At 70.4% G+C, this 12,604-nt stretch carries 12 protein-coding genes; 8 read left to right on the top strand and 4 right to left on the bottom strand.

Going from position 1 to position 12,604, the window contains the following annotated elements:
- The first annotated feature begins 17 nt into the window (after positions 1-17).
- Positions 18-2,432: a phosphoketolase family protein gene (locus AWX74_RS08255; RefSeq protein ID WP_091273331.1), complete on the top strand. Its 2,415-nt coding sequence runs from the start codon at positions 18-20 to the stop codon at positions 2,430-2,432.
- A 22-nt stretch (positions 2,433-2,454) separates the two neighbouring features.
- Here AWX74_RS08255 and AWX74_RS08250 read toward each other — a convergent pair whose 3' ends face one another.
- A complete protein-coding gene (locus tag AWX74_RS08250; protein ID WP_091273330.1) occupies positions 2,455-3,042 on the bottom strand; it encodes a TetR/AcrR family transcriptional regulator in 588 nt (195 codons plus the stop codon).
- Positions 3,043-3,203: 161 nt separating this feature from the next.
- Between AWX74_RS08250 and AWX74_RS08245 the strand changes: the two genes are divergently transcribed.
- The 7 genes from AWX74_RS08245 to AWX74_RS08205 all read left to right on the top strand — a co-directional run bounded on the left by AWX74_RS08245 (position 3,204) and on the right by AWX74_RS08205 (position 10,441).
- The gene (locus tag AWX74_RS08245; RefSeq protein ID WP_226931139.1) at positions 3,204-4,136 is read left to right on the top strand and encodes a TIGR03620 family F420-dependent LLM class oxidoreductase; all 933 of its coding nucleotides are present in this window, start codon (positions 3,204-3,206) and stop codon (positions 4,134-4,136) included.
- A gap of 144 nt (positions 4,137-4,280) precedes the next feature.
- Entirely contained in the window at positions 4,281-5,657 is a 1,377-nt protein-coding gene (locus AWX74_RS40660) for a helix-turn-helix domain-containing protein (RefSeq protein WP_193209777.1), read from the top strand.
- Positions 5,658-5,810: 153 nt separating this feature from the next.
- On the top strand, positions 5,811-6,098 hold the full coding sequence (locus tag AWX74_RS08225) for a DUF1540 domain-containing protein (RefSeq protein WP_091273327.1): 288 nt from the start codon (positions 5,811-5,813) through the stop codon (positions 6,096-6,098).
- 306 nt (positions 6,099-6,404) lie between these two features.
- Positions 6,405-7,544 carry an FG-GAP repeat domain-containing protein gene (locus tag AWX74_RS08220; RefSeq protein ID WP_131799429.1) on the top strand — a complete coding sequence of 380 codons (1,140 nt, stop codon included), beginning with the start codon at positions 6,405-6,407 and terminating at the stop codon, positions 7,542-7,544.
- Positions 7,545-7,614: 70 nt separating this feature from the next.
- Positions 7,615-9,075, top strand: a complete 1,461-nt coding sequence (locus AWX74_RS08215) for an acyl-CoA carboxylase subunit beta (protein WP_091273324.1) — start codon at positions 7,615-7,617, stop codon at positions 9,073-9,075.
- Positions 9,076-9,233: 158 nt separating this feature from the next.
- The gene (locus AWX74_RS08210; protein ID WP_091273323.1) at positions 9,234-10,010 is read left to right on the top strand and encodes an SDR family NAD(P)-dependent oxidoreductase; all 777 of its coding nucleotides are present in this window, start codon (positions 9,234-9,236) and stop codon (positions 10,008-10,010) included.
- A gap of 11 nt (positions 10,011-10,021) precedes the next feature.
- The gene (locus tag AWX74_RS08205; RefSeq protein ID WP_091273322.1) at positions 10,022-10,441 is read left to right on the top strand and encodes an ester cyclase; all 420 of its coding nucleotides are present in this window, start codon (positions 10,022-10,024) and stop codon (positions 10,439-10,441) included.
- 32 nt (positions 10,442-10,473) lie between these two features.
- On the opposite strand, the gene AWX74_RS08200 is transcribed toward AWX74_RS08205, so the two are convergent.
- Genes AWX74_RS08200 through AWX74_RS08190 form a run of 3 tightly spaced genes read right to left on the bottom strand, consistent with a single transcriptional unit; the run spans position 10,474 to position 12,496 of the window.
- Positions 10,474-11,163 carry an ABC transporter permease gene (locus tag AWX74_RS08200; RefSeq protein ID WP_091273321.1) on the bottom strand — a complete coding sequence of 230 codons (690 nt, stop codon included), beginning with the start codon at positions 11,161-11,163 and terminating at the stop codon, positions 10,474-10,476.
- On the bottom strand, positions 11,160-12,095 hold the full coding sequence (locus AWX74_RS08195; RefSeq protein WP_091273320.1) for an ABC transporter ATP-binding protein: 936 nt from the start codon (positions 12,093-12,095) through the stop codon (positions 11,160-11,162). The genes AWX74_RS08200 and AWX74_RS08195 overlap by 4 nt, the downstream gene beginning before the upstream one ends.
- Positions 12,092-12,496 carry a GntR family transcriptional regulator gene (locus AWX74_RS08190; protein WP_207550287.1) on the bottom strand — a complete coding sequence of 135 codons (405 nt, stop codon included), beginning with the start codon at positions 12,494-12,496 and terminating at the stop codon, positions 12,092-12,094. Before AWX74_RS08190 ends, AWX74_RS08195 begins: the two co-directional genes overlap by 4 nt.
- Between the last annotated feature and the right edge of the window lie 108 nt (positions 12,497-12,604).

Genomic DNA, 12,604 nt, shown 5'->3' with positions numbered 1-12,604 from the left:
CGTGATATCCACGGCGCATGACTGCGACGGCACAGTCGACCGATAACACCACCACCGTCCCGGAGCTGGACCACGAGGCGCTCACGCGCCTCGTGGACTACTGGAAGGCCGCGAACTATCTGACGGCCGCCCAGATCTACCTGCTCGCGAACCCCCTGCTGCGCCAGCCCCTGCGGCGTGAGGACATCAAGCCGCGGCTGCTGGGCCACTGGGGCACCTCACCCGCGCTGAACCTCATCTACGCGCATCTGAACCGCCTGGTGCGGCTGACCGGCCAGGACGTCCTCTACGTCACCGGCCCGGGGCACGGCGGCCCGGCGCTGGTCGCCAACACCTACCTGGAGGGCACCTACTCCGAGATCTACCCGGCGGTCTCGCGGGACGTCGCCGGGCTGACCAGACTCGTGCGGCAGTTCTCGACACCTGGCGGCATCCCGAGTCATGTCAGCGTCCCGACCCCGGGGTCGATCCATGAGGGCGGCGAGCTCGGCTACGCCCTGGTCCACGCCTTCGGCGCGGCGTTCGACAACCCGGATCTGCTGGTCGCGGCCGTGGTGGGCGACGGCGAGGCCGAGACCGGCCCGCTGGAGGGCAGCTGGAAGGGCATCAGCTTCCTGAACCCGCGCCGCGACGGCGCAGTCCTGCCGATCCTGAACCTCAACCAGTACAAGATCGCCAATCCGACGGTGCTGGCCCGGCACAGCCGCGAGCAGGTGACGAACCTGTTCACCGGGCACGGCTACGACGTCCACTGGGTCGAGGGGTCGGACGTCGAGCAGGTCCACCGCGACTTCGCGGCGGCGCTGCGCACCGCCTACGGGCAGATCCGCGAGTTCCAGGTCGCGGCACGGCGGCCGGGGGCGACGGTGACCGACGCGCCCCACTGGCCGATGATCATCCTGCGTACACCCAAGGGCTGGACGGGTCCGCGCGAGGTCGACGGCGTTCAGGTCGAGGGGACCTTCCGGGCCCATCAGGTGCCCCTCGCCGGAGTCCGGGACAACCCGGCACATCTGGCGCAGCTCGAGGCCTGGCTGCGTTCCTACGAGCCGGAGCGCCTCTTCGACGCCGGCGGGCGGCTCATCGCGGACCTGGCCGCGCTGGCGCCGGACGGCGACAGGCGCATGGGCGCGGCGAGCTACGCCAACGGCGGCCGCCGGACCGAGCCGCTGCGCCTGCGCGAGTGGCGTTCCTACGCCCTCCAGATCGACCCGGCGCGCCGCGGCACGCTCCTGCACGAGACCACCCGGCCGCTGGGTGAGCTGCTGCGCGACGTCTACCAGGACAATCCGACCACATTCCGGGTCTTCAGCCCGGACGAGCTCAGCAGCAACCGTCTCGGCGCGGTCCTCGACGTCTCCGACCGCTGCCTGGTCGCCCCGATCGAGCCGACCGACGACCGGGTCTCCCCCGACGGCCGGGTGATGGAGGTGCTCTCCGAGCATCTGTGCGAAGGCTGGCTGGAGGGCTACACCCTCACCGGGCGCCACGGCCTGTTCGCCACCTACGAGGCGTTCGCGATGGTCTCGGCCTCCATGGTCGTCCAGCACACGAAATGGCTGCAGGAGGCGTCGAAGCTCGACTGGCGCGTGCCCGTGCCGAGCCTGAACGTGCTGCTGACCAGCACCTGCTGGCGCAACGACCACAACGGCTTCTCGCACCAGGGCCCGGGGCTCATCGACACGGTCGTGCCGCTGTCCCCGGGTGTCGCGCGGATCTGGCTGCCGGTGGACTCCAACACGCTGCTCTCCGTCGCGGACCACTGCCTGCGCAGCCGCAACCACGTCAACCTGATGGTCGCCGACAAGCAGCCGCACCTGCAGTACCTGACCGCGGACGAGGCGGCCGAGCACTGCGCCCGCGGCGCCTCGGTCTGGGAGTGGGCCGGTACCGAGGCCCGGCACGGGCGGGACCCGGACATCGTGCTCGTCGGCATCGGCGACGTCCCCACCATGGAGATCCTCGCCGCGGCCGACCTGCTCCACCAGTTCGTTCCCAGCCTGTCGGTACGGGTGGTGAACGTGGTCGACCTGATGGCCCTGCTGCGGTCCGACCTGCACCCGCACGGGTTCTCGAATCCGATGTTCCGTGCCCTGTTCACGAATGAGACGGATGTCGTGGTCGGGTTCCACGGATACAGCCGGGCCGTCCACCAGCTGCTGCACGGCCGGCCAAACCCGAGCCGTTTCCACGTGCGCGGCTTCATGGAGGAAGGCACCACCACGACGCCGTTCGACATGGTCGTGCGCAACGGCGTCAGCCGGTTCCACCTGGCCCGCCTCGCCGTGGAGTTCGCCCGCACCACCCACCCGGGCACCGACCGGCTCGTCGACCACTGCGAGCTGTCGATCGAACGGCACCACGCCTACGTCACCGAGCACTTCGAGGACCTGCCCGAGATCCGCGACTGGACGTGGCCCGGGCGCGGCTGAACCCGCCGTCAGGCTTCGGCCGTCAGGCGTCCCCGCCGGAGACTCGGACCGCGTCGAGGGTCAGCCTGAGCAGCCGAACGGCTTGGTCGTCGTCGGCGTCGTCGCCGCGGGAGGTTGCCAGCGCGACGCCGACGACGAGCTGGACGAGGTCGTCCGGGCGCAGGTCGGTGCGGGCCGCGCCCTCCCGCTGGGCACGGCCGAGGAGATCTGCCGCGGCAGCCATGATCACCTGGTGGCAGTCGACGGTGACCGCCTCGGATTCCTCGATCATGAACGTGCCGGCCAGGCCATGGTTGACCCGTGCGTGGGCGAGAAACAGATGCAGCCAGGCCGCCAGGGCGTCGTCCGCCGACCGGGTGGCCGACAGCTCCGCGGCCTGTCGGCACAGGGTCTCGATCCGGTCGGCGAGGACAGCGCTCAGGAGCGCCGCCCGGGTCGGGAAGTGCCGGTAGAGGGTTCCCTGCCCGACCCCGGCCCGCCGTGCGATCTCGACAAGGGACGCGTCCGGGCCGGCCTCGTCGAACGTCTCGCGCGCGACGGCGAGCAGGCGCTCCCGGTTACGCCGGGCGTCGGTTCGCCGGGGGCTCCGCACCGGAGCTCGTCCTTCCACCGCCGCCTCCTCACCTGGCCTTCACCTTCGTCCTCATCCTCGTACATGGACAAGCGGACAGCATGTCCGTATTTTGGCGAACGGAATCGGACAGCCTGTCCGGAACCAGGACCGGTGCAGACGAGCGGCAGCAGAGGAGCATGGTGAAGGACCCAGAACGCATGTTGGGCAACGTCGGCGTCTGGACGTTCGCCTTCGACGGCCAGCCCGCCAGCCGGGTGCGGGAGGCCGCGGCGGAGATCGAGGAGCTGGGCTACGGAGCCATCTGGTACGGCGAGGGCTTCGGTCGCGACACAGTGGGCCAGGCCTGGCTGCTGCTGTCGGCCACGCGGCAGGTCACCGTCGCGTCCGGCATCGCCAACATCGCCTTCCGTGACCCGATCACACAGGCGGCCGCGGCCCGCACTCTCGGGGAGGCGTTCCCAGGGCGTTACCTTCTCGGCCTGGGCGGGCACCGGGTTGACGACACCATTCACAAGCTCGACGGCTACCCCGTGCCGGCGGTGGCCAAAGCGGTTTCGACCATGAGCGACTACCTGGCGGCCATGGACGCCGTGCCTGCCCACAGCCCGTCCGCGCAGCCGGCCGTGCGCCGGGTACTGGCAGCGCTCGGGCCGAAGATGCTGTCGCTGGCAGCCGAACGGACCTGGGGGGCCCACCCGTACTTCGTACCTGTGGAGCACACCCGGCAGGCGCGCGCGATCATGGGCCCTGACGCGTTCCTCGGAGTCGAGCAGGCCGTCGTTCTGGACACCGATGCCGACCGAGCCCGCCAGATCGCCACGGCGCACGTCACCGCCTACGTCACCATGGCACCTCACCAGTTGGCGAACGTCCGGCGGATGGGCTTCGGTGACGACGACCTCGTCGGCGGACCGAGTCGCCGACTGGTTGACGCGATCGTCGCCCATGGCGATGCCGAGGTGATCCGTGGCCGTGTCCGCCAGCATCTGGAGGCGGGGGCCGACCACGTGGCCATCCAGGTCCTCACCGCCGACCCGACCGCGCTGCCGGACCGCGAATGGCGCGAACTCGCCCCGGCGCTGCTCGACGTCGCCGGCACCCGGCCACCAGCCGCCGGGCACCGGCGCTGAGCCCCGGTGCCCGGTTACTGGGCGCCCCCCGTTCGCGTGACGAGGTTACCCACGTAAGAGGTTGATCCCGGCCGGATTCGGTGGTGGCTGTCGTCCTGTGTGTCCCGTCCTGTCCTGCCGCCGGGCGGACCTGGGACAATCGCTGTGACACCAGGCGATCGACGCACGGCGCACGAAGGGACGACGACACTGCCACCGTCGGAGGGAGATCCCGGGACACCGGGCGCGGAACCAACGGAGATCTCGAACGACGAGGACCTTCGGGCCGCGGTGGTGCGTCTGCTGGGGACGTCCGACGATCGTGCGGTCGAGCGGCGCGTCGGGGTGTCGAAGACGACGGTGAACGACCTGCGCAACGGGCGTCGTCGGCTGACGCTCAAAACCCTCACGCTGATCGTGGCGGCCTACGACCCCGAGCACAGTGAAGCCTGGCTGGACATCTGGCACCGGCTGCACCCGAGGGTCGCCAGGAAGGCACCCCCGGCGCCGCCCCCGACTCCGCCGGCAGCGCCGTCGGCGGCGCCGTCGCCCGCGGCTGCCGCCGAGCCCCCGGCAGTCGCCGAAGCCCCTGCGCCTACCGAGCCCGCGGCGACTGCCGATTCCGCGGCGCCCGCCGAAACCACGGCGCCTGACGAAGTCCTGGCACCGCCGGTGCCGCCCGCGGCGCCAGCGCCGCCGGTGGCGGGCGGGCTCTCGCGCCGAGCCGCCCAGGCATTGACCGGCTCGGCGCTGATCGCCGCCGTGGCGGCCGTCGCTGCGATGATCTTCATCCTGGCCGACGGCGACACCCCCGCCGCGCCGGCACCGTCGGCCCAGTCGGCCCAGTCGGCCCAGTCGGCCCAGTCGGCGCTGTCGGCGCTGTCGGCGCTGTCGGCCCAGTCGGCTGGGCCGGTCGCGCCGAACGGGGCTCGGCTCGGTGCTGCTCAGCCCGGCGTCGCTGTGCCCGGTGTTGCCCTGCCCGGTGCGGCCGCGCCGGTGGGCGGGCCGGGCCCGCCGGCGAACGCGGGCCCGGCGCCGGCCGGCGGGCCGTCGGCCGGCAGCGGCTGCTACCGGCTGGAACTGCCGACGGAAGCGGCAGTCGTCGACGGCCCGAGCAGTGCGGCCACCGGGCTGCGGGTCACAGCTGGGGCCTACCAGTACTTCGCGTCGTGGAGCCCCTCCGCCGCGGTGGGCGGAAAGATCAGTGGCCGGCCCGCGGCTGGGCAGATGCTGATGGGGGCCTCCTGGGCGGACCCGGCGACAACGGACTCCACCGCGGCCCACAACCCCGGAAACGGCCTGTTCTACCCAGGCCAGGTGCTGGAGCTGACCACCGAGAACTGCTTCACGGTCCAGCCCTACAACCTCGGCTACGGCGGCTACACCGGGATCACGACACGCATCTACGTCCTGCTGGTGGACGCCGCCGAGGTTCCGGCGCTGCCCCGGGACGCGCATGACCGCGGCGGGCTGACCGAGCAGGACCTCGCGGCGCATGGCGCCGAGATCCTCGGCTATCTCACCATTCCGTCCCCATCCTAGTTTCTCCGCGAGATTTTTAGGTTAGGCCAACCTCACGTGCCGGCGCTATTCTGCGACACTCTCCTCCCGTCTTGACGAGACCTCGGGCCGACTCTAGGAAGTGCCCGAGAGGATTTCCTCTCGAGGTATTTCCACAAGGAGAGGCAGCCAATCATGGACCTTCCCGTCATCACGAAGTGTGCCGTCGACGCGTGCGCGTACAACGGCAAGCAGGCCTGCCACGCCCCCGCGATCACCGTCGGGGACTCAGGTGCTCTGGTGGCGCACTGCGACACCTTCTTCGTCGCTCCCTCGAAAGGCGGCAACCCGTCCGACAAAGGCCGCGTAGGCGCCTGTAAGGTCACCGACTGTCGGCACAACAAGAACTTCGTCTGTCAGGCCGACGGAATCAGCGTCGGTTTCAACCTGAACGGCGTGGACTGCCTCACCTACCAGAAGTGACACCCAGCGAGCGCACAGCAGTCGCCTGACGATCCGCAGGAAGTGAGGATTTTGGTTGTCCTCGCAGCCGAAATCCTCACTTCCTGCTCGGAAGCAGCAGCGGCAGTAGCAGGCCGGAGGTCGGGATTCCGCGACGGGCTCCAGACCACGGTGAGCATCCAACCCGAGCCGCCGGCCGGCCGGAGCACCCGCCGGCCGGCAGTCGGACCGGGTCGGCAGCCCGACCGGGTCGACAGCCCGACCGGGTCGACACGTCTCGTGTGTCGCTACCGGGCCACCGGGACTCGCCAGGCCACCATCAGGCCCGTGGCACGAGGCCTGTACCGGCGCCTGACCGTGATGGTTCTTCTGGCCTCGTTCATACTCGTGGCCCTGTCTCCGGCAGCGCCGGCGGCGCCCGGGCCGTTGCCGGCCGAATATCTCACCGGGCCCGGCCCGGTGGCGGCGGCGACCGAGGAGCTCTCCGGCGACGGCATCGTCGACGTGGCCGTCGTGAACACCGGGAACAACACCCTTTCGATACTGTTCGGCAACGGCGACGGAACGCTCGGACCGCCACAGATCTATCTCACCGGCTCCGGGCCGGCCGGGGTGCGGTCGAACTACCTGGACGGGGACGATTTCCGGGATATCGCCGTCACGAACCGATACGACGACACGGTGCTGGTGTACCTGAACAACGGCAACGGTACCTTCCGGCTCCCAATTCCCTATTTCGCCGGCAGTGGGCCGGGTGGCCTGCGGGCCGAGGACATCAGCGGCGACGGAATCGTCGATCTTTCGGTCGCGAACAGCTTCGACGGCACGGTGTCGGTGCTGCTGGGCAACGGTGACGGAACCTTCCAGCCCGCCGTCCCGTACCTCAGTGGCCCGAGCCCCGCGTCGCTGGGAGTGGGCGATTTCAACGGGGACGGCGTCGGCGACGTTGCCGTCTCGAACGCCGGCAACGGAACCGTGTCGGTGTTTCTGAGCAACCACGGCATCCTGCTCGGCCCGCAGGCCTATGTCACCGGGCCCGGTCCGGCCTCGGTGACGGTGGGGCTGATGAACGGCGACGACATCAACGACGTGGCCGTCGCGAACTCCGGGGACGCCACCGTGTCGGTGCTGCTGGGCAACGGTGACGGGACCTTCCGTCCGCCGGTGGCGTACTTCTCCGGTCCGGGCGCGACCGGGGTGGAGATCAGCGACCTCACCGCCGACGACGCGGACGACCTGGTCGTCGCGAACCAGGGAGACGAGACCGTGTCGGTGCTGCTGAACAACGGACACGGGGTGTTCGGGCCGCCGAAGGTCTACCCCGTCGGCCCCGGTCCGTCCGCGGTGAAGACCGCCGACCTGCTCGGCGACAGCGACGACCGGGCCGATGTGGTCGTCACGAACAGCCGCGGCAGCACCGTGGCGGTCCTGCTGAACCGGGGCGGCACCTGCTCCGGGCCGGCTTGAGCGCGACTATAGAGATTTAGAAGGACGACCGGTCATCATTCGGACCAGTTCACGCTGGGAAAGGAATGACATGACCGAGGTGGCAAGCGGCGACCGGGTTCAGGTAGTCATCCCGGAGCAGGATGCCCGCACTCCCCACAACAGGCTCATCCAGTTGTTCGACGCGGGTTCCTTCATCCCGTTTCCCGGCGGGGCCGCCAGCGGTGTGCTGGCTGGTCGCGGCCGGATCGACGGCGAGGCCGCCGTCGCCTTCTGCACTGACGGAACCCGGAGGGGCGGGGCGATCGGAGCCGACGGGGCCGCCCGGATCGTCACCGCCATCGAGGAGGCGGTGCGCCTGCGCCGCCCCGTCATCGGCCTGTGGCACTCCGGTGGGGCGAGCCTCACCGAAGGGGTGCAGGCCCTCGACGGCATCGGCCGCATCTTCGCCGCCATGATCCACGCTTCCGGCCGGATCCCGCAGATCTCGGTGGTGCTGGGGCCGGCCGCGGGTGGCGCGGCGTACGGGCCGGCGCTGACCGACGTCGTCGTCATGGCGCCGGCCGGCCGGGTCTTCGTGACCGGCCCCGATGTCGTCCGCAGCGTCACAGGCGAGCAGATCGACTCCGAAGGCCTCGGCGGCGCCGATGCGCACGGACGCCGGTCCGGTGTCGTACACGTGCAGGCGTCCTCCGAGAGCGACGCCTACCAGCGGGCACGGCGGATCACCAACCTGCTGGCCGGGTCCGGCCCGTTCGTCATCGATCCCGGGCGCACGGCGGAACTCGACGCCGACGAGCGCCGGCGGCCCGACCCGGGCACGCTGCTCCCGCAGCGGCCCCGCCGGGCCTACGACGTCCGGCCGCTGATCCTGCGGATCCTCGACGATGATCCGTACCCGTTCGAGGAGCTCCAGCCGCGCTGGGCACCGAACGCGGTGATCGGCCTCGGTCGCCTCTACGGCCAGCCCGTGGGAGTCATCGCGAACAATCCGATCCGCAAGGGCGGCTGCCTGGACTCGCTCAGCGCCGAGAAGATCTCGCGGTTCGTCCGGATGTGCGACTCGTTCGGGATCCCGCTCGTTGTGCTGGTCGACGTTCCCGGCTATCTGCCCGGTGTGCGCCAGGAGTGGGACGGGGTGGTCCGGCGCGGCGCCAAACTGTTGTACGCGTTCGCGGAGGCCACGGTGCCCCGGGTCACCCTGGTCACCCGCAAGTCGTTCGGCGGGGCGTACATCGCGATGAACTCCCGCTCGCTGGGGGCTACCGCCGTTCTCGCCTGGCCGCAGGCCGAGGTCGCCGTGATGGGCGCCGAGGCCGCGGTCGGCATCCTGCACCGGCGCACCCTGGCCGCGGCGTCCGAACAGGAGCGGCCGGCCGTGCTCGCCCGACTCGTCGAGGAGCACACCCGCACGGCCGGCGGGGTGGACCGCGGGCTCGCCCTCGGGGTCATCGACGCCGTCATCGAACCGGCCGAAACCCGCCGCCGAGTCGCCGAGGCACTGGCGGACGCACCCGCCCGGCGCGGCCATCACGGCAACATCCCGCTGTAGGAACGAAACGCCGGATAACACCGGCTGTCGCCATTGTAGAGTCGGTGAACATTGCCGACATCCGCCGACGTCAACTGCCGGCGGAAATGACGTCCGTGGTCAGTCGAGCGGTTTTATTACTGAATCGCTACCCGGGTGTTGCGAAAACGAGGAGCGGGATGCCCAGCGGATCAGTCGTCGTCACCGGCGGCGCGGCCGGCATCGGCAGAGCCTGCGTCGAGCTGTTCGCAGAGCGCGGGTTCGGCGTCGTCGCCGTCGACGTGTCCAAGGAGGGGCTCGACGAGTTCGCCGGCCACTCCGAGGTCGTCACTCTGGTGGGCGACGTGGCGGACCCGGAGACCAACGACGCGATGGTGGCGCTGGCGGTGGAACGTTTCGGCCGCCTGGACACCGCCGTCCTCAACGCCGGGCTCGGGGGCGCCCCGCCGATCGAGGCCGAGGGTGCCATCGAAAAGCTCGACGCGATCTACGCGGTGAACGTCCGCGGCCTGACGCTGGGAATCCGTTCGGCCGCACCGGCCCTTCGAGCCGCCGGCGGCGGATCGATCGTCGTGACGTCGTCCGGCGCCGGTCTTCGTGGCGACCCCTACACCTGGGCCTACAACACCACGAAGGCCGCGGCGAACAACCTGGTGCGTTCGGCCGCGCTGGACTACGCCTTCCAGGGCATCCGGGTCAACGCGGTCGCGCCCGGGCTCACCCTGACGCCCCGCACCGCCGGCCAGCGCGCGGACCCGGTTCTCTCCGCGGCGCTGACCCGGCGTATCCCGATGGGCCGCTGGGCCCAGCCACGCGAGCAGGCGGAGGCCGTCTGGTTCCTGGCGTCGCCGGCGGCTTCGTACATCACCGGGGTCACGCTGCCCGTCGACGGCGGGCTCACCGCCTCGAACGGGATCCTGCTGCCGCCCACCTATCCCGGCGAGCCACCCCAGTAGAAAGGATCGACATGAGCATCGAGATCCGCAAGGAGATCGCCCGCCGCCTCTACGAGGAGGTCGTCACCGAAGGCAGGACGGAGCTGCTGGAGACGTTCGTCGCCGAGGACGGAACCGATGGTTCCCGGCCGCAGGCCAGCTGGTCCAACGGCCGCAAGGGTTTCCAGGAGCACGTCGACGGACTGCGCACGTCGGTTCCGGACGTACGGGCCACGGTGACCGACCTCCTCGCCGAGGGCGACCGGGTTGTGGTGTTCTGGCGGATCGAGGGCACCCACGAGGGCGAGCTGTGGGGCGTGCCCGGAACCGGCCGGCGCATCGAGGCCGACAGCATCAGCCTCATCACCTTCCGCGACAACCAGATCGTCAACTATTCGGTGCTGCCCGACCGGCTGACCATCCTGCGCCAGGTCGGCGCCGTCGCCGCCTGAGCACCTGGTCAGCCGGTCAGACGATCAGCCACTCAGACCGTGACCCGGCGCATCGTGGTGAATCCGCCGACGAAGAGTGCCACCGTCGCGACGGCGAGGACGCCGGTCAGCCCCCCGGAGCTGAGATCGGTGAAGAAACGACCGATCGCCGCCCATGCGTCCGCCCAGGCCGCGAGCAGCACGCCGACGAGAAGCAGCGCCCCCTGACTTGCGATGAAAGCGGCCAGGCCCGTCACGTTCCAGCGGCGGTAGACGATGCCGAACCACATGCCGTAGACGAACAGCAGCCCCAGGCCGACGAAGGAGGTCAGCCAGGTGAGGTACCACGGCCCGTCGAGAAGGTAGGAGATCCGGAAGAAGTGCAGGTCGACCCACCAGCCGCCGCTGGCCCCCTCCAGGGCGTACAGCGCGGTGAGGGCGACGGCGTCGGCCGCCGAGAGGGCAACGGCGAGGCCGGCGGTCCCGAGGTAGTAGGAGCGCCGGCTGAGACCGAGGGCGAGCCCGAACGGCAGCGACCGGTGCGTCGCCAGCAGGCCGCCGACGAACATCCAGATGTACAGGGTGGCCAGCCCACCGGTGTGGATGCTGGTGGGAGTCACCGTCGAGATGATCAGGTTGATGAACAGGCTGAACACCGTCAGGGCCCAGGGCAGGGTCAGGTAGAACGGCTGCTGGGTGAGGTGGTAACGCCCGACGTTGACGATGGTGCTCCAGCTGGTCACGCGCTCGCCCTCTCGGATCGCTCGCTGTCGGATCGCTCGCTGTCGGATCGCTCGCTGTCGGATCGACCCGCGGCATGGACCAGGACCTGCTGCAGCGACAGGGGTTCCAGCCGCAGGTGCAGGTCGCGGGCGCGCTGCAGGTCGGCGCTGTCGAGCGGGCCGGCGAGCACCACCGACTCGTGGGCCGCGACCCGGCGCCGGTCCTGGCCAGGCCGGTCGGGCCGGTCGGCCAGCAGCTGCGCCACCGCGGCAGCCGGGCCGCTCACGGACGTGTACGCACCCCGCAGGTCATCCGCGGGCGCGTCGAGGACCACCCGGCCGCGGTCGACCATCACCACCCGCTCCAGCAGGGCGGCGGCCTCGTCCACCAGGTGGGTGGACAGCAGGATCGTCCGAGGATGCTCGGCGTACTCGGCGAGCAGCCGGTCGTAGAACAGCTGGCGGGCGACGGCGTCGAGCCCGGCATATGGCTCGTCGAACAGGGTGATCTCGGCCCTGGCCGCCAGGCCGATCACGATGCTCAGTGCCGAGCGCATCCCGCGGGAGAGCTTCTTGACCGCGCGGTCCGGCGGCAGGTCGAACTCGCCTGCCATCGCCGCGGCCAGGTCACCATCCCAGTTCGGGTAGAACCAGGACGCCGCTTTCAGCGCGTGCCGCACCTTGAAATCCGGAAAGGTCTGGTCCTCGCGGATGAGGACCAGGCGGCGCAGTATCGCGTCGTTTTCGAGCGGGTTCACGCCGAACACCAGAACCCGGCCCCGCGACGGCAGCTCCTGGGCCGCGATCATGCGCAGCAGGGTCGTCTTGCCGGCACCGTTACGCCCCAGCAGGCCCGTGATGGACGGACCGTCGATGTCGATCGTGACGTCGTCGAGGGCACGGTGGCCGCGGTAATGGCGAGTCAGCCCGCGGACCGAGATGGCGGCCGTCACAGCGAAACACCTCCCTGGACTCCGCTGGCCTCGCGGACCAGCTCAACCAATGACTCCCCATCGATGCCGAGGCGCTGGGCCTCGGCGACGAGCGGCCGCACGAAGCGCTCCGCGAAATCCCTGCGGCGGTCGGCCAGCAGCCGCTCCCGCGCCCCGGCCACCACGAACATGCCGATACCGCGGCGTTTCTCCAGCAGCCCGTCGTCGATCAGCACATTGAGCCCTTTCGCCGCGGTGGCCGGGTTGATCCGGTAGAAGGCCGCCATCTCGTTGCTGGACGGCACCCGCTCGCCCTCCGCGAGCGAGCCCTCGGCGATCTCGTCGGCCAGTCGTTCCGCGATCTGGGTGAACAACGGGGTCCCACCATCGAGCACTGCCACCCCCCACTCCGTCAGGACCATCGGTTCGTTACTCAACTAATGTACCGACGAAGTGAGGCCCGGTCCAGACCGCGGCGCCGCCGGCAATTGAGGCAAGACCCATTGCACTAAATGGGCTACGCTGACCCT

Origin of the sequence: Parafrankia irregularis, assembly GCF_001536285.1 — a bacterium.
Taxonomy (GTDB): domain Bacteria; phylum Actinomycetota; class Actinomycetes; order Frankiales; family Frankiaceae; genus Parafrankia; species Parafrankia irregularis.
Note: the sequence above shows the minus strand (reverse complement) of the source record. Positions and strands in the feature narration are given on the sequence as shown.